Origin of the sequence: Streptomyces sp. NPDC047028 (assembly GCF_040644095.1) — a bacterium.
Taxonomy (GTDB): domain Bacteria; phylum Actinomycetota; class Actinomycetes; order Streptomycetales; family Streptomycetaceae; genus Streptomyces.
On record NZ_JBEYVS010000003.1, the window covers coordinates 275,148 to 295,801 of the forward strand.

Genomic DNA, 20,654 nt, shown 5'->3' on the forward strand with positions numbered 1-20,654 from the left:
TGGCCTCCCCGCCCTCCTCGTCCCCTGACTCAGAAGACCGGCGTGCCGTCCTGGGTCAGCTTCCAGTTGACGGCCGCGAAGTCCGCCGGGTTCAGGCTCTTCTTCTCGGTGACGTAGTCGATCATCAGCTGGCGGATCTCGTTGGCGGAGCTGTAGGCGATCTCGGCCGAGGCGATGTGCGGGTAGCCGGACCCGCCGTTGGCGCGGTAGTTGTTGACGGCGACCACGAAGACCTGGTCGGCGGCGACGGGGGCGCCCTGGTAACTGAGGTTCTTGATGCGGGAGCCCTCGGGCTGGGCGATGTCGATCTCGTAGTCGACGCCGGACGCCACGTCGTACATGTAGTCCCAGAAGCTGTTGGCGTTGGTGAGGGTCGCGGTGTCGACCTTCGTGCCGGACGGCACCTGGTGGTAGTACTTCGCCGCGTACTCCAGGTAGTCCTTCAGCTGGGCGCCCGTCAGCTTCTTGCCGTACAGCGTGTTGTCGTAGACGTAGAGCCCGGCGATGTCGCGGATGGTGACGTCACCGGCGGGGATGTCGGCGGTGCGGCTGAAGGGGGCGGCGACCGAGATCAGCGGGAGCGCCGCGTCCGCCGCCGAGAGGCCCTTGGCGACCTCCTTCATCTGGACCTCCTGGATGAAGTCCATGACGGGGACGTCCTTCCAGCAGGACTCGGCCGCGGAGAGGTCCTCCGTGCAGGTGCCGACCGGGGTGTTGACGTACTTCACGACCAACTCGTGGTCGGCGTCGAGGAGTCGTACGACCTCCGGGTCCTCGTCCACTCCCTTGGGGTCGAGGGTCTGCGCGGCCACCTTCGTCACCTTCCACTGCCCGCGCTCGAACTCCAGGTCGAAGTCGAAGACGGTGAGGCGCATGCCGTAGCAGTACGGCTCGGAGAGGACGACCTCCTTGCCGGTCTCCTCGTTCTTCACCGTGTAGGAGGAGACCTCGACGTGCGTGTGGCCGACCAGGATCGCGTCGATGCCCGGCACCTTCTCGGCGACCAGGTTGGACGCGTTCTCGATGTACGGCAGCTCGTCGCCGTAGGACGACGACCCGTCCAGCCCCGAGTGGTCGGTCAGGAAGACGACGTCACAGCCGAGCGCCCGCAGCCGGGGCACGTACTTCTTCGCCTGCTCCACCAGCCCCGGGAAGACCATCTTCCCGCCCACGTTGTCCTTGTCCCACAGCGCGATACCGGGGTTGGTGAGCCCGAGGATGCCCACCTTGATGTCCGGCGCGCCGGGAACCCGGATCCGCTTCACGGTGTACGGCGCGAACGCGGGCCGCAGCGTCTTGGCGTCCAGGGCGTTGGCGCCCAGCAGCGGGAAGCGGCACTGGCTCTCGAACTTGCGCAGCAGCTCGATGCCGTAGTTGAACTCGTGGTTGCCGAGGGCGGCGGCGTCGTAGCGCATGTGGTTCATGGCGACGGCCATCGGGTGCATGGGTCCCTTGTGGCCGCCCGCCCCGGCCGTGCCGGTGATCGGGTCGACGCGCGCGTAGTAGTACGCGAGTGACGTGCCCTGGATGATGTCGCCGGCGTCGACGAGCAGCACCCGGTCCTCGCCCTTGGCCTCCCGCTGCTGCTTCACGAGGGTCGCGACCCGGGCGACGCCGACCGAGTTGCCCTTGGCGTCCTTGTAGGGGGCGTCGGTGTAGTAGTCCCAGTCGAAGACGTGGCTGTGCAGGTCGGTGGTGCCCAGGATGGAGAACGACCAGGTGCGGTGGTGGTGTCCGTGGCCGTGGTGAGCGGGCTCGACGGCCGCCTCGGCCGTACCGGTGCCGACCGCGCTCGCCGCGGCGACGGCGGCGCCCGTGGCGGCGGACTTCTTCACGAACTCCCGGCGGTTCATCGGGTTGCTGACGGGCATTCGGGGCTCCTGGGGCTGCGGGAACGGCTGCGGGCCGGCTGACGCGCGAACGGTACGGCGGAGGCTACACGCGTAGAGCGTGCCGCCGGGGGCCCTGTCCTTGAACCAGGAGTAGGTCATGTCCGGGTCAAGGCTGGGTCATCTGGACGCCCCACCGCCGCTCCCGGGGCCGTCTGTCAGACCCCCCTGGGATGCTCCAGGCATGGAGATGACAGTGCAGCTGACGATCGACTGCTCCGATCCGCGCCGAATGGTGACCTTCTGGACCGAGGCCCTGGGCTACGTACCCGAGCCCCCACCGGGCGAACACGCCACCTGGCGTGACTACTGGCAGTCCATCGGGGTCCCCGAGGAAGAACTGCCGCCCGGCGCCGGGGACCTCCCGGAGTCGATCGTCGACCCCACCGGCCGTGGACCGAGGGTCTGGTTCCAGCACGTCCCGGAGCCGAAGACGGCCAAGAACCGCTGGCACTTCGACCTCAAGGTCGGCGGCGGCCGCGACGTCCCCGTCGAGGTCCGCGCGGAGCGCGTCAGGTCCAAGGTGGCCCGCCTCGTCGCCTCCGGCGCCACCATCCTCCAGATCAAGGACGACCCGGCCACCGGCTTCTACGCCACCGCCCTACAGGACCCCGAGGGCAACGAGTTCGACGTGGTCTGAGGGATCGGTGGCCCTATGTGCGGCACTCGGGGCGTTTGGTCTCCGGGACGATGAGGGTGGCTGTTTCGTCGTCGAGGGCGTAGCAGAGCTGGGCGTGCAGGACTTCGGCCTCGGCGGGGGTCAGGCGCAGGGATGCGTCCGAGTCGAAGAGTCCCTCGCGGCGCAGCCAGAGGTCGATGGTGATGGTTCCGTCGTCCTGGCGGCGAACCGGCTTGCTGGGTACGCGACTCACGTGGATGCGCGGTGCCTCGTTCACGCGGCCACCGCCACGGGGGTGCCGACGCGGTGGCCGTGGATGATCCAGGGGCCCACGTCGATTCCCTCGAGCGCGAGGACCAGGGCGGCCCGGCGTTCCCGTCGCGTCTCCTCTTCCTCGTGCGCGAGCAGGTAGGGGCGGACCAAGGGGCCGTTGTCGGCGAGCGGGACGTCGTGGTGCCCGTGCGTTCGGGTGGGCGGGAGGAGGGGCAGCGCCGTGCGGCGGATGAGCAGGCGGAGGCCCGAGAGGGTGCGCGGAGGTGCCGGCAGGGCTCCGCGCCTGCGGCGCCGGCCGGTGGGCGGGAGGAGGAGGGGCAGGATCAGGGTGAGGGCAAGCCGGATAAGCTCGGGCATGCTGACGCTCCTTGGGCAGCGTTGGCTCCGCCCCGGGGGTGCTGGAGACACCACCGGGGCGCTTCACATTCGGACGGTGATCGCGTGACTACCGTCTGCCCGTTCAGGCTAGCGCCAACACTGATGGCGCATCAACATTGATGCGCAATTCGGTGAAGGTCAGAGCAAGTCGTCGAACTCCCCGGCCCTGGCCCCGGCGAGGAACGCCGCGAGCTTGGCGCGTGTGGTGGTGACGACGACGCCGGGATCGTCGCTCTCCCGGACCAGCACCTGGCCGTCCACCACCGCCAACTCCAGGCAGTTGCCCGACTGTTCCGAGAACGACGACTTGCGCCACTGGATGTCCACTGGGTTCACCCCCTCAGAGTTCATGCAGCACCTTGTGGATGAAGTCCCGCGAGGGGCGCGACTCAAGGGATCGCTGCTCCATGCGGTCGAGTACAGCGCGGTAGTTGGTCAGATGCGTCTCCGAGTCCAGGAACGTGATGCCGTTCGGCACATCGATCTGGACCGTGTCGAGCTGCCGCACCGGGCCGCCGGCGTACAGCGTCGAACTGCCCGCGCTCGGGAAGCCGCCCGCGGAGAAGGGGATCACCCGGAGCGTGACCGCATCCCGCTCCGACTGCTCCAGCAGACGTTCCAACTGCCGCCGCACGACGGTCCGGTCGCCGAACAGCATCCGCAGCGCGGCCTCGTGGAGGAGGAAGGAGCAGTCGGGCGGGTCCGCCCGGTCCAGCAGCACCTGGCGCCGTACCCGGAAGGCGGTCTGGCGGTCCAGCGCCTCCGCGGACAGCGGCGGTTCGGCCTCCCCGAACACCGCGCGTGCGTAGTCCTCGTGTTGCAGCAGGCCGGGCAGGTGCGTGATCTGCACGTGCCGCAGGCTCACGGCGTGGTGTTCCAGCTCGGCCAGGTCGAGCAGATAGGAGGCGGTGGAGTCCCGGAAGTCGTCCCACCAGCGGGGCGCCGTCCGTTCCCCGGCCATGTCCGCGAGCGCGTCGACGTAGGCCCGGTCGGGACAGGAGTAGTTGGCGGACCAGACGCGCACGCGGTCGGGGCTCACGCCGAATCGCGCGGACTCGGTGTTGCTGATCGCGGTCTTGTCCACCCGGTGCAACGCGGCGGCCTCGGTGAGGGAGAGCCCGACGTGCTCGCGCATACGGCGCAGTTCCGCGCCGAGCCGCCGCTGCCGGGCGGTCGGCGGCTTTCGGACAGGCATGGGTACATCGCCTTCGGTGGTACGGGAATGGCCGGTGCGGTCACCGCACCGGCCATCCCATCAGATCCCCGAGCCCTCGGAAAGGCACCGCCTACAGGAACGAGTTGATCTCGATCGTCTCGTCCCGGCCCGGACCCACGCCGATCGCGGAGATCGGCGCGCCGGACATGTCCTCCAGGGCCTTCACGTACGCCTGCGCGTTCTTCGGGAGGTCGGCGAAGGACTTGGCCTTCGTGATGTCCTCCGACCAGCCCGGCAGGGTCTCGTAGACCGGCTTGGCGTGGTGGAAGTCGGTCTGGGAGTACGGGAGTTCCTCGACGCGCTTGCCGTCGATCTCGTACGCCACGCAGACCGGGATCTGCTCCCAGCCGGTCAGGACGTCCAGCTTGGTGAGGAAGAAGTCGGTCAGGCCGTTGACGCGGGTCGCGTAGCGGGCGATGACCGCGTCGAACCAGCCGCAGCGGCGGTCGCGGCCGGTCGTGACGCCCCGCTCGCCGCCGATGCGGCGCAGCGCCTCGCCGTCCTCGTCGAAGAGCTCCGTCGGGAACGGGCCGGCGCCGACGCGGGTCGTGTACGCCTTCAGGATGCCGATCACGCGGCTGATCTTCGTCGGGCCGACGCCCGCCCCGGTGCAGGCGCCGCCCGCGGTGGGGTTGGAGGAGGTGACGAAGGGGTACGTGCCGTGATCGATGTCCAGGAGCGTGCCCTGGCCGCCCTCGAACAGCACGACCTTGTTGTCCTCCAGCGCCTGGTTCAGGAGCAGGACGGTGTCGGCGACGTAGGGGCGCAGCTTGTCCGCGTAGCCCAGCAGCTCCTCGACGACCTGGTCCACGGCGATCGCGCGCCGGTTGTACAGCTTGGTCAGGATCTGGTTCTTGACGTCGAGGGCCGCCTCGACCTTCTGGGTCAGGATCGACTCGTCGTACAGGTCCTGGACCCGGATGCCGACGCGGTTGATCTTGTCCGCGTAGGTGGGTCCGATGCCGCGGCCGGTCGTGCCGATCTTGCGCTTGCCGAGGAAGCGTTCCGTCACCTTGTCGACCGTCACGTTGTACGGCGTGATGACGTGCGCGTTGCCGCTGATCAGGAGCTTGGACGTGTCAACGCCTCGCTCGTTCAGACCGCTCAGCTCGGAGAGCAGGACCGACGGGTCGACGACGACACCGTTACCGATGACCGGCGTACAGCCGGGGGAGAGGATTCCGGAAGGGAGGAGGTGGAGTGCGTACTTCTGATCGCCGACGACGACCGTGTGGCCGGCGTTGTTGCCGCCCTGGTATCGCACTACATAGTCCACCGAGCCACCGAGCAGGTCGGTCGCCTTCCCCTTGCCTTCGTCACCCCACTGAGCACCGAGCAGCACAAGTGCGGGCACGCGCGTACACCCCTTCCGGGCGGGGCATGTCCAAGGTCAGGGGCGTGGGCGTATGGTTCACCGCCGCGTGCCTTCGCGACCGCCGTTGGCCGCAAACCGTCGGACCGGGTGCCCCGGAATAGACGAAGCCCCTGGCGCAATAGCGCAAGGGGCTCTTGCACAAAGATGCTACCCGAGGAAGCGAGGCAGGACCGAGGTGGCGACTTTCGCGACGTCCGATCAGCTGCTGGTGATCATCGATCCGGCGTCCCGGGAGCGGGACGGGGAGTCCGTTCGAATCGCGAAAGACGTGCTCAGCGCGGGTGCGACGACGAAGGTCTGCCTGCCGGAGGGTCCGGAGGAATTCGCCCGGGCGCTCGGCCGGCGGGGGTCCCGGCGCCCGGTCGTGGTCGGCGACGACCGGGCGCTGGTCCGTGCGGTGACCCTGCTGCACCGCCGGCGGGAGCTGACCGGCTGCGGGCTCGCGGTGGTGCCGGTGGGCGGCGCGGCGCTGGCCGAGTCCCTGGGGGTGCCCGCGGGCGCGGTGGCGGCGGCGCGGGCCGTGCTGGAGGGGCGGGAGCGCCGCCTGGACCTGCTGGTCGACGAGAGCGACGGGGTGGTGCTGGGCGGGCTCGGCATCCCGCCCGCCCCGGTGCGGCACCCGGTCCCGCGCCAGGTGGAGGTCCAGCCTTCCGGCCGGCCGTGGCTGCGGACGACGTACCGCTCGCTGGTCCGCACCCTGGCGGCCCGGCCCGGCCCGGTGGTCCCGGCGCCGGGGCCGTCCCGGCTGCGGGTGCAGGTCGACGGCGAGACGGTGGTCGACCTGGACGAGCCGGTGGAGGCGGTGTCGGTGACGCCGGGCGCGTGCGGGGTGGCGCGGGTGGAGGTCCGGCCGCTGTCCGTGGGCGCGGCGGCGACCCCCCTGCTGGTCTCGGGGACGACGGTGACGGTGACGGGCGCGGACTTCCGCTACCGCGCGGACGCGCTCGTCTCCGGGCCGGTACGGCGGCGGACCTGGCGGGTGGTGGAGGGCGCGTGGGGACTGACGCTGCCGGCGATCACCGGCTGACCACCCTGCCCGTCATTTCCCGAAGGTCCGTTCCCGGTGTACGCGCCAGCGTTCCATCACGGCCGCGATCTCGGTGTCGATGAACTCGAAGAAGGCCAGGGTCTCGGCCATGCGGCGGCCCGCCGGGGTGTCCGCGCCGAGGCTCGTGACGCCGTCGCGCAGGGCCGTCTCCCAGCGCTTGAGGACGGCCTCGCGGTTGGTGAGGGCCTCGTACCACTGGTTGCTGTGCACCCGGTAGCGCTCGCGCCGTGAACCGGGTTCACGCTCGCGGGCGACCATGTGCTGCTGGGCGAGGTAGCGCACCGCCCCGGAGACGGCGGCCGGGCTGACCGTGAGCAGTTCGCCCAGCTCGGCCGAGGTCAGCGAGCCCGAGTCGGAGGCGAGCAGGGCCGCGAAGACGCGGGCCGGCATCCGCTGCATGCCGGCCTCGACGAGCTGCGCGGCGAAGCCCTCCACGAACTGCGAGACCGCCTCCGGGTCCCGGCTGCCCCCTACGCCCTGTCCCACCGCTTCCGTCATGGCCCCACCCTATCCGAGGGTTTATACGCTTCCTTAACTTCACAAATTTCTGAAGACAGCGTACGTTCCGAAGCATGACGAAGGCCATCACGGTCGCCGGACTCCACAAGTCCTTCGGCCGTACCCACGCCCTGGCCGGTCTCGACCTGACCGTCGAGACCGGCGAAGTGCACGGATTCCTCGGCCCGAACGGCGCCGGCAAGTCCACGACCATCCGGGTCCTGCTGGGCCTGCTGCGCGCCGACTCCGGCGCCGCGCAGGTCCTCGGCCGCGACCCCTGGCGCGACGCGGTCGAGGCACACCGCCGGATCGCGTACGTCCCCGGCGACGTCACCCTGTGGCGCAACCTCACCGGCGGCGAGGTGATCGACCTGTACGGCAGGCTGCGCGGCGGACTGGACGCCCGCCGGCGGGCCGGGCTGATCGAGCGGTTCGAGCTGGACCCGGCCAGGAAGGGCCGGACCTACTCCAAGGGCAACCGGCAGAAGGTCGCGCTCGTCGCCGCCTTCGCCTCGGACGTGGACCTGCTGATCCTGGACGAGCCGACCTCGGGCCTCGACCCGCTGATGGAGGAGGTCTTCCAGAGCTGCGTTAAGGAGGAACGCGACCGGGGCCGTACCGTCCTGCTCTCCTCCCACATCCTCAGCGAGGTCGAGCAGCTGTGCGACCGGGTGAGCATCGTCCGCAAGGGCCGCACCGTGGAGAGCGGCTCGCTCGCCGAACTGCGCCACCTCACCCGGACCAGCGTGAGCGCCGAACTCGCCGGTCCGCCGAACGGCCTCGCCCACCTGCCCGGCGTGCACGACGTCGACGTCCAGGGCAACCGGGTCCGGCTCCAGGTCGACACCGACCGGCTCGACGGCCTGCTGCGCGCCCTCGGCGAGACCGGCGTCCGCTCCCTGACCTCGACCCCGCCGACGCTGGAGGAGCTGTTCCTGCGCCACTACGAGGAGGCGTCCGGCTCCGAGGCCGCCGAGGTGGCGGCCCGGTGACCGCCCTCGCCGGCACCGGCACCCTGGTGCGCTTCTCGCTGCGCCGCGACCGCGCCCTGGTCCCCGTGTGGATCGCCGTGAACGCGCTGATGGTCCTGTCCATGCCCGCCTCCCTGAAGGGCCTGTACGGCACTCCTGGCGCCCGCGCCGACCTGATGCGGCAGATGAGCGCCAACACGTCGCTACGGGCCCTCGTCGGCCCGGTGTACGACGATTCGCTGGGCGCCCTGACCGCCTGGCGCGTCGGCGTCTACGCGGGCGCCCTGGCCGCCGTGATGAGCCTCCTCGTCGTCGTGCGCCACACCCGTGACGAGGAGGAGAGCGGCCGTCAGGAGCTGCTCTCGTCCGGCATGGTGGGCCGCCGGGCCCCGCTGACGGCGGCCCTGCTCACGGCGGCGGCCGCGAACGGACTGCTGGCTCTGCTGATCACGGCGGGACTGGCCGCACAGGGCGCCTCAGGGGCGCTGGCGTTCGGGCTCGCGGTGGCCGGGACCGGACTGGTCTTCGCGGGCGTGGCGGCCGTCGTGGCCCAGCTGACGGAGAGCGCCCGCCTGGCCCGGGGGCTCACGGCGGCGGTGCTCGGCGCCGCGTTCGTGCTGCGCGCGGCCGGCGACTCGGCCTCGGACGACGGCTCGTCCGTCCTGACCTGGCTGTCCCCGCTGGGCTGGCTGGAGAACGTGCGGGCGTTCGCCGGGAACCGCTGGTGGGTGCTGGGCCTGTTCGCGGCGGCGGTGCCGGTGCAGGGCGCGGTGGCCTTCGCCCTGGCCGGGCGCCGGGATCTCGGCATGAGCTTCCTGCCCACCCGGCCGGGCCCGGCCACCGGCCGCCTGGGTACGGCGGCCGCCCTGGCCTGGCGGCTCCAGCGGGGCAGCGTGCTCGGCTGGTCGGCCGGCTTCTTCCTCGCCGGTCTCGTGTACGGCGGGGTGGCGACCGGGGCGGCCGATCTCGTCCGGGACAACGAGCAGGCCCGGCAGGTCTTCGAGCGGATGGGCGGTGGGGGCGGCCTCACGGACGCGCTGCTCGGCTCGCTGATCGGCATGCTCGGCCTGGTCGCCGCGCTGTACGTCGTGCAGTCGGTGCTGCGGCTGAGCGGCGAGGAGTCCTCGGGGCGCGCCGAACCGGTCCTCGCGGGCGCGGTCGGGCGGCTCCGCTGGGCCGCCGGGCACCTGGTCGTCGCGTTCGGCGGCACGGCCCTGATCATGCTCCTGGCCGGCCTCGGCTTCACGGCCGGCTACGGCGGGGACACCGGCCCCGTGCTCGCCGCCTGTCTGGTGCAGGTCCCGGCGGTGTGGGTGATCGGCGGGACCGCCGTCCTGCTGTACGGCGTGCTGCCGCGTGGGGCGGTCGCCGCGTGGGCGGTGGCTGGCGCGGCCCTGCTCGTCGGCTGGGTCGGACCGGCCCTGAACGCCCCTCAACTGCTGCTGGACGCCTCGCCGTTCGGGCATCTGCCGAAGCTGCCGGGCGGGGAGATGGCGTGGGGGCCGGTGGTGAGCCTGACGGGGCTGGCGGTGGTGCTGGTCGCGGCCGGACTGGCGGGGCTGCGGCGGCGGGACCTGGCGGGCTGAGGGGGCCGAGGGGGTGCGGCTCAGTCGACGTACTGCTTGAGGTCGGCCGTGTCGAGTTCGATGCCGAGGGGGTCGGGGAGGGTGAGCTTGGCGCCGAAGGACTTCTTCACGGCACTGCGGTACCCCGCGCCGGGTACCGGGTCGCTGTACAGCGTGACCGAATCGTCGTCGCGGTCGATCAAGAGGTAATAGGGGATGCCGGCCTCCGCATAGCCCAGCGGCTTCTCCTCGCGGTCCCGGCGATGCGTGTCGGAGTCGTACGAGGTGACCTCGACCGTCATCACCACACCAGCGGTCTCGGCCCAGTCGCCCTTGCCCGCGAACGTGCCGCGAGGAGCCAGCACGGCATCGGGAAGCGCCCTCCCCTTGCGGTACTTCTCCACCCGCAGCCCCAGCTCACCGCTCCCGTACAGCCACAGCCCGCTGCCGGCCAGCAGGAAGCACTCTTGCAGCCACCGGATGACCTCGCTGTGATTGCCGTCCGTCATGCCCTTGATCCCGACCCGTCCGTTGATGAACTCCAACCTGACGGCGTCGAACCTCTTGGCCACGAGCGCGGCGAGTTCCTCGAACTCCTCTACGGACATCTGGGACATGTGCTGCGCCATAACCGTCATGGTGCCTCCTCTCGCAGGCGGACACCAGCTATGACGGGCTCCTGTCGGCCTCCGGGCGCCCTCGCACGATGATCAGCCGAACGGGTGGCGACCCGCCCCCGCCTCACCCCACCTCCACCCGCAGCCCCTCCAGCCCCCGCATCACGAAGTTCGGCCTGCGCTGCGGCTCCTCCGCCAGGGTCAGGTTCGGGGCCCGGACCAGCAGGGACGTCATCGAGGCGGCCAGTTCGACGCGGGCCAGCGGGGCGCCGATGCAGTAGTGGATTCCGGCACTGAAGGAGATGTGCGGGTTGTCGCGGCGGGTCAGGTCCAATTGGTCCGGGTGTTCGAAGACGGCCGGGTCGTGGTTGGCGGAACCGAACAGCATCGCGATCTCCGAGCCGCGCGAGATCGTCGTACCGTCGATCTCGATGTCGTCCAGCACCCAGCGCTCGAAGAGCTGCAACGGGGTGTCGTGGCGCAGCAGTTCCTCCACCGCCGAGGGCACCAGGGAGTGGTCGGCGCGCAGGGCCGCCAGCTGGGCCGGGTTGCGGAACAGCGCCCACCAGCCGTTCGTCGTGGCGTTGACGGTGGCCTCGTGACCGGCGTTCAGCAGCAGGACCGCCGTGGAGATCATCTCCTGCTCGGTCAGCCGCTCCCCCTCGTCGTACGCGGCGATCAGCCCCGAGATCAGGTCGTCGCCGGGCTCCTTGCGGCGGGCCGCGATCAGTTCACGCAGGTAGTCGGAGAACTCCACCGACGCCCGTACCGCCTTCGCCGCCGTCTCCTCGGACGGGTTCAGCTCGTACATCCCGCAGATGTCCCCCGACCAGGGGCGCAGCTGGGCCCGGTCGGCCTCCGGGATGCCCAGCATCTCGGCGATCACCGCCACGGGGAGGGGTTCCGCCACGTCGGTCAGCAGATCGCCGCCGCCCGCCTCCACCAGGGACGCCACCAGCTCGTCGGCCAGCGCGTGCACGTACGGCCGCAGCCGCTCCACCGTGCGCGGGGTGAACGCCTTCGACACCAGGCGCCGGATCCGGGTGTGGTCCGGCGGCTCCAGGTCGAGCATGCCGTGGTCGTTGAGCGTGTGGAACGGCTCCTGCTCGGGCGGGGGCGCGGTCCGGCCGAAGTCCTCGTGGGAGAAGCGGTGCTGGTAGGTGCGGCCCAGCCGGCGGTCCCGCAGCAGCGCCGAGACGTCCGCGTGGTGCGGGACGAGCCACTGGTCGCTCGGCTCGTACCGGATCACCCGGCCACGGGCGCGCAGCTCGGCGAACGCCGGGTAGGGGTCGGCCACGAACGCCGGGTCCCAGGGGTCGAAAGCGAGGTCCGAAGCAGCTGCCATGGACGGACGCTAGCCCGGCCGTCCCCGTCCTGACCAGGGCCGGGTGGCCGGAGGCTCGGTGTTCAGCCCGGGGTGACCAGTCGGGCCTCGTAGGCGAACACCGCCGCCTGGGTGCGGTCGCGCAGGCCCAGCTTCACCAGGATGCGGCTGACGTGGGTCTTGATCGTCGACTCGGCGACCACCAGCCGCTCCGCGATCTCCAGGTTGGACAGGCCCTGCGCGATCAGCACCAGCACCTCCGTCTCCCGCTCGGTCAGCTCGCCGTAGGCCGCCTGCGCGGTCGGCATCAGCCGGGGGGTGTCCGCCAGCCGGGAGAACTCGGTGATCAGCCGCCGGGTCACCGACGGCGCGAGCAGCGCCTCCCCGGCGGCCACCACCCGCACCCCGTCGGCCAGCTGCCGCGCCGAGGCGTCCTTCAGCAGGAACCCGGAGGCACCGGCCCGCAGCGCCTGGTACACGTACTCGTCCAGGTCGAACGTGGTCAGCACCAGCACCTTCGCGGCGGCGTCCGCGGCGACGATCTCCCGGGTCGCCTCGATGCCGTTCAGCTCGGGCATCCGGATGTCCATCAGCACCACGTCGGGACTCAGCTCCCGCACCCGCTCGACCGCCTCCCGGCCGTTGACGGCCTCGCCGGCGACCTCGATGTCCGGCATCGCGTTGAGCAGCACCGAGAAGCCCTCGCGCACCATCATCTGGTCGTCCGCGATCAGTACCCGGATCGTCATGCCCCGTCCTCACTCGCGGCGCCGGCCGGCAGGAACACCGTCACCTCGTAGCCGCCGTCTTCCGCCGGGCCCGCCGTCATCTCACCGTTCAGCATGGTCACGCGCTCCCGCATGCCGGTGATGCCGTGACCGGCACCGGGGGAGGGCTTGATGAGGCTCGGGGCGGGCGGGGGGCCGTTGACGACGCGCAGGCCGAGGCCGCCGAGGACGTACCCGATCTCGACGCGGGCGCTCGCCCCCGGCGCGTGCCGCAGCGTGTTGCTCAGCGCCTCCTGCACGATGCGGTACGCCGACAGCTCCACGCCCTGCGGCAGCTCCCGCACCGCACCGGTCACCGTCTTCTCCACGTCCAGGCCGGTCTCCCGCACGTTGGTGAGCAGCGCGTCCAGGTCGGCGAGGGTGGGCTGCGGGGCGTCGGGGGCCTCGTAGTCCTCGGCACGGACGACGCCCAGGACGCGGCGCAGCTCGGTCAGGGCCGCCACCGCGTTCTCCCGGATGGTGGCGAACGCCTTCTCCAGCTCCGGCGGCGGATTCTCCACGCGGTAGGGGGCGGCCTCCGCCTGGATGGCGACCACCGACATGTGGTGGGCGACGACGTCGTGCAGCTCGCGGGCGATGGTGGTGCGCTCCTCCAGCAGCGTGCGCCGGGAGCGCTCGTGCGCGGTGACCGTCTGCTGGGCGGTCACCTCCTGGCGGGCCTCCCGGCGGATCTTCCAGGCGGTCACGGCGAGGAGGATCAGCGCGGAGAAGACCAGCATCGGGGCGACGTTGTCGCTGTAGTGGCCGGTGCCGAACACGCTCCCGCCGAGGAAGCCGTAGACCACGGTCAGCAGCCACATCCAGGCCGCCGTGCGGGGCCGGGTGCGTATCGCCACGACGGTGAGTACGACCAGGTGGGACAGGAAGCTGCCGGGCAGCCAGGGCCAGTCGCTCCACGCGGTGCCGCCGACGACCGCGGCGAGGGTGGCCCCGGCGAGGGACGCCCAGAACGCGCCGGCCGGACGCACCAGCGTCAGCAGGACGGGCGCCGCCGCGAGCAGCGCGCACAGCAGCGAGGCCACACCGCCGTCCTCCGCCGTCGTCTGCGCCAGCAGCATCGTGAGCAGGGCGAGGAAGCAGACGACCGCGTGCGGGGCCCAGGCGGCGTACTCCAGGGCCCGCCCCGACAGCCGGCGCGCCAGGGGGCCGTCGGAGCCGGCGCGGGGCAGCGGGCGGTAGGCGAAGGCGTCCTGGAACAGGTCCTGCCGCAGCCCGCGCAGGGCGTCCACGGCGAGCCGGAACTCGGGGCTGCGCGGCCTGTCGGCCCCGCCCGGTGGTGGCGTCTGCGTGTGCGTCGTCTGGGTCACGGTACGACGGTAGGCCCCCTCGGGGGCCTCGGTCGTCCCCTCTCAGAGGGGTCCTGCGGGGTCCCTCTCAGGTACTACGGGCGCTCTCCTGATCCGGTGCCGGGTTCACCAGGCCAGTTGGGAGATCTCCTCCGCGACCACCGCGCAGGCGTCCGCCGCCGGGTCGATCAGGGGGAAGTGGCCGACGTCCTCCAGCAGGGTCAGGCCCACCATCTCGCCCGCCTTGGCCGCCGCGTCCGCGTACGACTCGGCCACCGCCTGCGGTACCTCCAGGTCCGTACGGCCCTGGACCAGGGTGGTCGCGATGCCCGTGGGGAGGAGCAGCGCGGGGTCGGCGTACGGCTGCCGTTCGGCGAACTCGTCGACCCCGCCCAGGAGTTGGAGAGCGGCGTGCTCGCAGACCGCCAGCTTCTCCGCCACGGTGAAGTCGGCGATGGGGGCCAGGGCGACCACGCCGCGCAGCGGGGCGGGGCGGTCGGTGCGCCAGGGGGCGTCGGCGGGCAGCACATGGCGGGCCGCCGCCCACAGCGCCAGGTGGCCGCCGGCGGAGTGGCCGGTCAGGACCGTGCGGCGGGCGTCCGCCTGCGGGAGCGCGGCGCGGAGCAGGGCGGGGAGTGCGTCCAGGGCGGCCGCCACGTCGTCGAAGGTGTCCGGCCAGCGGCCGGCCGGCGGGGTCGCCGAGCCCGTGTTCTGGGCCGGCACGAGCGGGGTGTCGGGGCCCCGCCGGTACTCGACGTTGGCCACGGCGAAGCCCCTGCGGGCCAGGTGGTCCGCGAACGGGGTGAGGTGGCGGCGGTCGTAGCGGGCCCGCCAGGCGCCGCCGTGCAGGACGACGACCACGGGGGCGGGGGTCGTCGCGGTCTCGTTGCGCGGGGCGTAGAAGTCGATCACCTGGTCGGGGTGGTCGCCGTACGGGGCCGTGGCGTCGGGGTCCACCGGAGGGTGCGAGAAGGCCGACTCCTCCTCTGCGGCGGCGCGGGATGCGGCGGCGTCGTCCGGCATGCTCCAACCTCTCGGTGGCGGGGGTGGGTGACGGCGGATCAGGGGATCGGCCGCTGGCCGGGACGGTATCAGGGGGGTGAGGGCTGCGGTCCATCGCCGTCTGCGGGTGCACTGTGGCTTGTCGCGCAGTTCCCCGCGCCCCTTACGGGGCACTGCCTCGGCTGCGGCGTTTTCGGCTGCGGGGGCGTCGTGGTTGCTCGCGCAGTTCCCCGCGCCCCTTACGGGGCACGTACGTAGCTGCGGGCATGCGTGCCTCCCCCAGGGCGGCACGGGTGGGCGCAGCGGCACCCCGCCAGCGCGGGCAAGGGAAACCCGCCCCCGGCCCACCCGTGCCCCGCGCTACTCGGCGAGCACCTCCCCCAGGACCCGGGCCGCACGATGCACGTCGGTGAAGCTCACGTACAGCGGGGTGAAGCCGAAGCGGAGGATGTCGGGGTGGCGGAAGTCGCCGACGACGCCCCGCCCGATGAGCCGCTTCATGACCTCACCCGCGTCGTCGCAGCGCAGAGCGACCTGGCTGCCGCGCTCCCCGTGGGCCGCCGGAGTCACCGACTCCACGCGCCCGGGCACGGTGTACGCGGTCACGCAGTCGAGGAAGAAGTCCGTCAGCGCAAGGGATTTCGCGCGGACCGCCTCGACCGAGACGGCAGCCTCGTCCCAGACCTCCAGCGCCGCCTCCAGGGCCAGCATGGAGAGGATGTCCGGGGTCCCGACACGCCCCCGCACCGCGCCCGGCGCCGGCGCGTACGACGGGCTCATCCCGAACGGCTCGGCGTGGGAGTTCCAGCCGGGCAGCGGCGAGTCGAAGCGGGGCTGCAGGTCGCGCCGGACGTACAGGTACGCCGGTGAACCAGGCCCGCCGTTCAGGTACTTGTAGGTGCAGCCGACCGCCAGGTCCACCCCGTGCTCGTCCAGCCCGACCGGCAGCGCACCCGCGCTGTGGCACAGGTCCCAGACCACGAGTGCGCCGGCGGCGTGCACCGCGCCCGTCAGGGACGGCAGGTCGTGCAGGCGGCCGGTGCGGTAGTCGACGTGGTTGAGCAGGACGGCGGCGGTGCGGTCACCGAGCGCCGCCGGCACCTCCTCCGGGCTCAGCGCGCGCAGGGTGCGGCCGGTCATGCGGGCCGCCGACTCGGCGATGTAGCCGTCCGTGGGGAACGTCGTCGCGTCGACGAGGATCTCCGTGCGGTCCTCGCCCGCCATCCGGACGGCGGCCACAAGTGCTTTGAAGACGTTCACACTTGTCGAGTCGCCGACGACGATCTGCCCGGGGCCCGCACCGACCAGCGGGGCGATGCGGTCACCGATCCGTTCCGGCGCCGTCCACCAGCCGCTCTCGTCCCAGGAGCGGATGCGCAGCTCGCCCCACTGCCTGCGGACGACGTCCTGCACGCGGTCGGGGACGTGCCCGGGCAGCGCTCCGAGCGAGTTGCCGTCCAGGTAGACGCCCTCGTCGAGGACGAAGCGGGCCCGGAGCGGCGCCAGTACGTCCTCGGCGTCCAGCTTCTCGGCGCGCAGGGCGAGTTCAAACATGGGCCCGCGCCGTCCACAGCTCGGGGAACACGTTCTTGCGGGCGCGCTTCTCCAGCCAGGCCACGCCCGCGGAGCCACCCGTGCCGGTCTTGGAGCCCATCGCGCGGCGGGTGGCGACCAGGTGGTCGTTGCGCCATCGCCAGACCAGTTCGGCGACGTCCGTCAACGCCTCGCCGAGACGGGCGAGTTCGCCGGCCTCGTCGCCGGAGTAGATCGCCGCCCACGCCGACTCGACGGCATCCGAGGGCTCGTAGCGCTGGGACACGTCACGGCGCAGCACCGACTCCGGGACGGCATGGCCCCGGCGCGCGAGGAGCCGTACGACCTCGTCGTACAGGCTCGGCTCGTGCAGCGCCTTCTCCAGCTCGGCGTGCGCGCGGGGGGCGCCGCGGTGCGGGACGAGCATGGACGCGGACTTCTCGCCGAGCAGGAACTCCAGCCGGCGGTAGGTGGCCGACTGGAAGCCGGAACCCTCGCCGAGGGCGGAGCGGTACGAGTTGAACTGCGCCGGGGTCAGCTGACCGAGCGGCGTCCAGGAGGCGTTGAGCGCCTCCAGCTCCCGTACGGAACGCTTCAGCGCGGCGATCGCGGTCGGCACGTCGTCCTGGCGCAGGGCGTGGGAGGCGGTCTCCCACTCGTGCACGATGACGGTGAACCACAGCTCCATGACCTGCGTCGTGACGAGGAAGACCATCTCACCGGGGTCGTCGGTGAGGGTCTGCTGGAGGTGGGTGAGCACGTCCGCCCGGACGTAGTCCTCGTACGGCGTCGTACCGGCGAAATCGAGATGCGGGGTCTCGGGCTCAGCGGCCTCGGCCGGGATGTGAGCCTGTTGGGACATCGCTGTCTCCTGTGTTACTCAGGGTAGCGGTCCGCCCCTGCCGATGCCGGCACGGGGGCCCCGGTCCCCAAGCGGAATCCTCCGCAATCCCATGGGATACCGCAAGGCCCGTCCGTTGCGGGACGGGCCACACGGGCGCCGGGGCCGCCTCAGCCGAGGGTCTGGGCCGCCGTCGGCGAGGAGTCCTTCAGGAACTGGCTGCAGCGCTCGTACTCCTCCTGCTCGCCGATGGAGCCGGCGGCGCGGGCGAGGGCGTGCAGGGCGCGCAGGAAACCGCGGTTCGGCTCGTGCTCCCAGGGGACCTCGCCGTGGCCCTTCCAGCCGCTGCGGCGCAGGGCGTCGAGGCCGCGGTGGTAGCCCGTACGGGCGTAGGCGTACGACTCCACGACCGCGCCGCGCTCGAAGGCGTCGTCGGCGAGCTGGGCCCAGGCGAGGGAGGAGGTGGGGTACTTCGCGGCGACGTCCGCGGGGGCCGTGCCGGCGGCGAGGAGGTCGCGGGGCTCGGGGGCGTCGGGGAGGTGGGTCGGGGGCGGCCCACCAAGAAGGTTGTCGTGAATCGTCATGCCCCCAGTTTCCCGCACACCCCGCTGCGCGTGCTCCGCGGACACCGGTGCCGGTGCGGGCCGGGGGTGGGTCCGCTCACCGGCGCTGCCAGGGTGCCGCTGCGCCCACCCGTGCCGCCCTGGGAGGTCCCCCCAGGCCCTTGAGGCACTGGGAGAGGCACGCATGCCCGCAGCTACGTACGTGCCCCGTAAGGGGCGCGGGGAACTGCGCGAGCGGTCGCGGCGGGCCCGCGCCTGGGGAATGGGGTGGACCCCGGGGCCAGGGGTTGGCTCCGGGGTCCGGGGCCGGGTGGAACCCGGGGTTACTTGATCTTGTTGCCGGCCGACCGCAGGTTGTTCGTGGCCTCGACGACCCGCGCCGCCATGCTCGCCTCCGCCAGCTTGCCCCACGTCCGCGGGTCGTACGTCTTCTTGTTGCCGACCTCGCCGTCGACCTTCAGCACGCCGTCGTAGTTCTTCAGCATGTGGTCGGCCACCGGCCGGGTGAACGCGTACTGCGTGTCCGTGTCGATGTTCATCTTCACGACCCCGTTCTCCAGCGCCGTGTGGATCTCCTGCTCCGTGGAGCCGGAGCCGCCGTGGAACACGAAGTCGAACGGCGACTGCTTGCCGAACTTCGCGGTGACCCCGTCGGCCAGCTCCTTCAGCAGCTTCGGACGCAGGACGACGTTGCCCGGCTTGTACACACCGTGCACGTTGCCGAACGACGCGGCCAGCAGGTAGCGGCCCTTCTCACCCAGACCGAGCGCCTCCGCGGTGCGGATCGCGTCCTCCACCGTGGTGTAGAGGGAGTCGTTGATCTCGTGCGAGACGCCGTCCTCCTCGCCACCGGTCGGGGTGATCTCCACCTCGAGGATGATCTTCGCGGCGGCCGCGCGGACCAGCAGTTCCTGGGCGATCTCCAGGTTGTCGGCCAGGGTCTCCGCCGAGCCGTCCCACATGTGGGACTGGAACAGCGGGTTGCGGCCGGCCTTCACGCGCTCCTCGGAGACCGCGATCAGCGGACGCACGTACCCGTCGAGCTTGTCCTTCGGGCAGTGGTCGGTGTGCAGCGCGATGTTGACCGGGTACTTCTCGGCGACGATGTGCGCGAACTCGGCCAGCGCGACCGCGCCGGAGACCATGTCCTTGCTGTACTGGCCGCCGAGGAACTCGGCGCCACCCGTGGAGATCTGGACGATGCCGTCGCTCTCGGCCTCCGCGAAACCGCGCAGCGCGGCGTTCAGGGTCTGGGTCGAGGTGACGTTGATGGCCGGGTAGGCGAACTTGCCTGCCTTCGCCCGGTCGAGCATCTCGTTGTAGACCTCGGGGGTTGCGATGGGCATGTGTCCGCTCCTTGTGTTGCGGGGTGTGTACTGCGTTACGGCCCTGACCTAGACCTGGGGAATGACGTCATCGTCGCCCCCATCTTTCCAGAGATGACGCGATGGTCCACGTCCCGGTCAAGTCCAGGTCAAACCGGCGCGTCAGTCCAGACCCAGTTCATCCTTCGAGAAGGCGAACCGGTACGGAACGCCCGCGCCGGCCTCGATCTTCTCGGCGGCGCCGGTCGCCCGGTCGACGATCGTGGCGACGCCGACGACCTCCGCGCCGGCCTCGCGCACGGCCTCCACGGCGGTGAGCGGCGAGCCGCCCGTGGTGGAGGTGTCCTCCACGACCAGCACCCGCCGGCCCCTGATCTCCGGGCCCTCCACGCGGCGCTGCAGGCCGTGCGCCTTCGCGGCCTTGCGGACGACGAACGCGTCGATCCGCTTGCCGCGCGCGGCGGCGGCGTGCAGCATCGCGGCGGCGACCGGGTCGGCACCCATGGTGAGCCCGCCGACCGCATCGAAGTCGAGGTCGGCGGTCAGGTCCAGCAGCACCTGCCCGACCAGCGGGGCGGCCTCGCCGTCGAGGGTGATGCGGCGCAGGTCGACGTAGTAGTCCGCCTCCAGACCGGAGGAGAGCGTCACCTTGCCGTGCACCACGGCCTTGTCCTTGATCTGCTGCAGCAGCGCACCGCGCACGTCCGTCGTCATGCCGCCAAGCTTAGAGGCGGCGCCAGCTCCAGGTGGTCGTGGCCTCCAGCGGCTCCAGCATCGTGACCAGGCGGGGGTGGGTGTTCAGGCCGTTGGGCGGGCCGGTCTGCGGCTCCACGCAGACCGCCTCGGCCTGCTCGTCGTAGACGACCACCCACTCCTCGCGGCTTGCCACCTTCAGCTCCAGCTGTCCCGGCCAGGTGAGGGTGACGTCGACGCCGCCGGGCATGCCGAAGCAGTCGTCCCAGGGGCCCGGCTTCGGGTCGATCCTATTGCCGGTGGGCAGGTGGTCGGCGCCCCGCTCCTCCTGCCAGGCGGGCGTGAAGTCGAGCCGGGCGTCCTGGCCGCCGAGGTTCCGGTTGAACCACGGGTGCCAGCCGACCTGCGCCGGGAACGAGGAGCTGTGCGCCTCGACGGACATCGTCAGGGTCATGCTGTCCTCGGCCAGCGCGACGACCTGCGTGACCAGGCCCGGATGCGGCCAGGGGTCGACCAGTTCGTACGACAGGACGGCCTCGTCGGCGGTCTTGCGCACGGTCTGCCAGGCGCCGTCGCGCGCGGTGCCGTGGATGGCGTGCGGCCGGGCGTTCAGCGGCATCTGCCGGACGGTGGCCCCGTCCAGGAAGCGGCCGTCCCGGATCCGGCCGCACCAGGGGGCCATCGGGAAGCAGCCGTACCGCTCGCCCTGCCGCAGCAGCTCCACGCCGCCGATCCGGAGCCCGCCGATCCGGCCGCCCTGGCCGGGCCGTACGGTCACTTCCGCGTCGCCCGCGGTCAGCGTGATGTCTTCGTTACTCACGGAACCGACCCTACTGGGGCGATCAAGAGG

Annotated in this window: 22 protein-coding genes; 4 read left to right on the forward strand and 18 right to left on the reverse strand. The window is 71.7% G+C overall.

Annotated elements, in window-relative coordinates; all coding sequences use genetic code 11:
* Window positions 1–29 precede the first annotated feature (29 nt).
* A complete protein-coding gene (locus ABZ854_RS04820) occupies window positions 30–1,871 on the reverse strand; it encodes a 5'-nucleotidase C-terminal domain-containing protein (protein ID WP_361204229.1) in 1,842 nt (613 codons plus the stop codon).
* A 202-nt stretch (window positions 1,872–2,073) separates the two neighbouring features.
* Here ABZ854_RS04820 and ABZ854_RS04825 point away from each other — a divergent pair, with 202 nt between their 5' ends.
* Window positions 2,074–2,529 (forward strand): VOC family protein, encoded by a 456-nt coding sequence (locus ABZ854_RS04825; protein ID WP_361204232.1) that lies wholly within the window; start codon window positions 2,074–2,076, stop codon window positions 2,527–2,529.
* Window positions 2,530–2,542: 13 nt separating this feature from the next.
* Here ABZ854_RS04825 and ABZ854_RS04830 read toward each other — a convergent pair whose 3' ends face one another.
* The 5 genes from ABZ854_RS04830 to ABZ854_RS04850 form a co-directional block, all read right to left on the reverse strand.
* Window positions 2,543–2,785 carry a hypothetical protein gene (locus ABZ854_RS04830; RefSeq protein ID WP_361204235.1) on the reverse strand — a complete coding sequence of 81 codons (243 nt, stop codon included), beginning with the start codon at window positions 2,783–2,785 and terminating at the stop codon, window positions 2,543–2,545.
* Window positions 2,782–3,138 (reverse strand): hypothetical protein, encoded by a 357-nt coding sequence (locus ABZ854_RS04835; protein ID WP_361204238.1) that lies wholly within the window; start codon window positions 3,136–3,138, stop codon window positions 2,782–2,784. Before ABZ854_RS04835 ends, ABZ854_RS04830 begins: the two co-directional genes overlap by 4 nt.
* A gap of 159 nt (window positions 3,139–3,297) precedes the next feature.
* Window positions 3,298–3,510, reverse strand: coding sequence for a DUF397 domain-containing protein (locus ABZ854_RS04840; protein ID WP_361204241.1), 213 nt, complete (start codon window positions 3,508–3,510; stop codon window positions 3,298–3,300).
* The gene (locus tag ABZ854_RS04845) at window positions 3,500–4,354 is read right to left on the reverse strand and encodes a helix-turn-helix transcriptional regulator (RefSeq protein ID WP_361204244.1); all 855 of its coding nucleotides are present in this window, start codon (window positions 4,352–4,354) and stop codon (window positions 3,500–3,502) included. Before ABZ854_RS04845 ends, ABZ854_RS04840 begins: the two co-directional genes overlap by 11 nt.
* A gap of 91 nt (window positions 4,355–4,445) precedes the next feature.
* Window positions 4,446–5,729, reverse strand: coding sequence for an adenylosuccinate synthase (locus ABZ854_RS04850; RefSeq protein ID WP_361204247.1), 1,284 nt, complete (start codon window positions 5,727–5,729; stop codon window positions 4,446–4,448).
* A 196-nt stretch (window positions 5,730–5,925) separates the two neighbouring features.
* On the opposite strand from ABZ854_RS04850, the gene ABZ854_RS04855 reads away from it, so the two are divergent.
* A complete protein-coding gene (locus ABZ854_RS04855; protein WP_361204250.1) occupies window positions 5,926–6,777 on the forward strand; it encodes a diacylglycerol kinase in 852 nt (283 codons plus the stop codon).
* A 12-nt stretch (window positions 6,778–6,789) separates the two neighbouring features.
* Here the strand turns inward: ABZ854_RS04855 and ABZ854_RS04860 are convergent, their stop codons facing one another.
* Window positions 6,790–7,296 carry a MarR family transcriptional regulator gene (locus ABZ854_RS04860; RefSeq protein WP_361204253.1) on the reverse strand — a complete coding sequence of 169 codons (507 nt, stop codon included), beginning with the start codon at window positions 7,294–7,296 and terminating at the stop codon, window positions 6,790–6,792.
* A 74-nt stretch (window positions 7,297–7,370) separates the two neighbouring features.
* On the opposite strand from ABZ854_RS04860, the gene ABZ854_RS04865 reads away from it, so the two are divergent.
* Both ABZ854_RS04865 and ABZ854_RS04870 read left to right on the forward strand, forming a co-directional pair.
* Window positions 7,371–8,288 (forward strand): ABC transporter ATP-binding protein, encoded by a 918-nt coding sequence (locus tag ABZ854_RS04865; RefSeq protein WP_361204256.1) that lies wholly within the window; start codon window positions 7,371–7,373, stop codon window positions 8,286–8,288.
* Window positions 8,285–9,853, forward strand: a complete 1,569-nt coding sequence (locus ABZ854_RS04870) for an ABC transporter permease (protein WP_361204259.1) — start codon at window positions 8,285–8,287, stop codon at window positions 9,851–9,853. The genes ABZ854_RS04865 and ABZ854_RS04870 overlap by 4 nt, the downstream gene beginning before the upstream one ends.
* Before the next feature lie 20 nt (window positions 9,854–9,873).
* Here the strand turns inward: ABZ854_RS04870 and ABZ854_RS04875 are convergent, their stop codons facing one another.
* The 11 genes from ABZ854_RS04875 to ABZ854_RS04925 all read right to left on the reverse strand — a co-directional run bounded on the left by ABZ854_RS04875 (window position 9,874) and on the right by ABZ854_RS04925 (window position 20,624).
* Window positions 9,874–10,470 (reverse strand): Uma2 family endonuclease, encoded by a 597-nt coding sequence (locus ABZ854_RS04875; protein WP_361204262.1) that lies wholly within the window; start codon window positions 10,468–10,470, stop codon window positions 9,874–9,876.
* A gap of 103 nt (window positions 10,471–10,573) precedes the next feature.
* A complete protein-coding gene (locus ABZ854_RS04880; protein ID WP_361204265.1) occupies window positions 10,574–11,794 on the reverse strand; it encodes a cytochrome P450 in 1,221 nt (406 codons plus the stop codon).
* 62 nt (window positions 11,795–11,856) lie between these two features.
* The gene (locus tag ABZ854_RS04885; RefSeq protein ID WP_361204268.1) at window positions 11,857–12,522 is read right to left on the reverse strand and encodes a response regulator transcription factor; all 666 of its coding nucleotides are present in this window, start codon (window positions 12,520–12,522) and stop codon (window positions 11,857–11,859) included.
* A complete protein-coding gene (locus tag ABZ854_RS04890) occupies window positions 12,519–13,868 on the reverse strand; it encodes a histidine kinase (protein WP_361204271.1) in 1,350 nt (449 codons plus the stop codon). Before ABZ854_RS04890 ends, ABZ854_RS04885 begins: the two co-directional genes overlap by 4 nt.
* Window positions 13,869–13,973: 105 nt before the next feature.
* Window positions 13,974–14,870, reverse strand: coding sequence for an alpha/beta hydrolase (locus ABZ854_RS04895; RefSeq protein WP_361204274.1), 897 nt, complete (start codon window positions 14,868–14,870; stop codon window positions 13,974–13,976).
* Between the two features lie 339 nt (window positions 14,871–15,209).
* The gene (kynU, locus tag ABZ854_RS04900; RefSeq protein ID WP_361204277.1) at window positions 15,210–16,403 is read right to left on the reverse strand and encodes a kynureninase; all 1,194 of its coding nucleotides are present in this window, start codon (window positions 16,401–16,403) and stop codon (window positions 15,210–15,212) included.
* Window positions 16,396–17,244, reverse strand: coding sequence for a tryptophan 2,3-dioxygenase family protein (locus ABZ854_RS04905; RefSeq protein WP_361204280.1), 849 nt, complete (start codon window positions 17,242–17,244; stop codon window positions 16,396–16,398). Before ABZ854_RS04905 ends, kynU begins: the two co-directional genes overlap by 8 nt.
* A 149-nt stretch (window positions 17,245–17,393) precedes the next feature.
* On the reverse strand, window positions 17,394–17,807 hold the full coding sequence (locus ABZ854_RS04910) for a DUF3151 domain-containing protein (protein WP_361204283.1): 414 nt from the start codon (window positions 17,805–17,807) through the stop codon (window positions 17,394–17,396).
* Window positions 17,808–18,109: 302 nt separating this feature from the next.
* Window positions 18,110–19,132 (reverse strand): class II fructose-bisphosphate aldolase, encoded by a 1,023-nt coding sequence (fbaA, locus tag ABZ854_RS04915; protein WP_361204286.1) that lies wholly within the window; start codon window positions 19,130–19,132, stop codon window positions 18,110–18,112.
* A gap of 141 nt (window positions 19,133–19,273) precedes the next feature.
* Window positions 19,274–19,825 carry an orotate phosphoribosyltransferase gene (gene pyrE, locus ABZ854_RS04920; protein ID WP_361204289.1) on the reverse strand — a complete coding sequence of 184 codons (552 nt, stop codon included), beginning with the start codon at window positions 19,823–19,825 and terminating at the stop codon, window positions 19,274–19,276.
* A gap of 10 nt (window positions 19,826–19,835) precedes the next feature.
* Entirely contained in the window at window positions 19,836–20,624 is a 789-nt protein-coding gene (locus ABZ854_RS04925; protein WP_361204292.1) for an aldose 1-epimerase, read from the reverse strand.
* Window positions 20,625–20,654 lie beyond the last annotated feature (30 nt).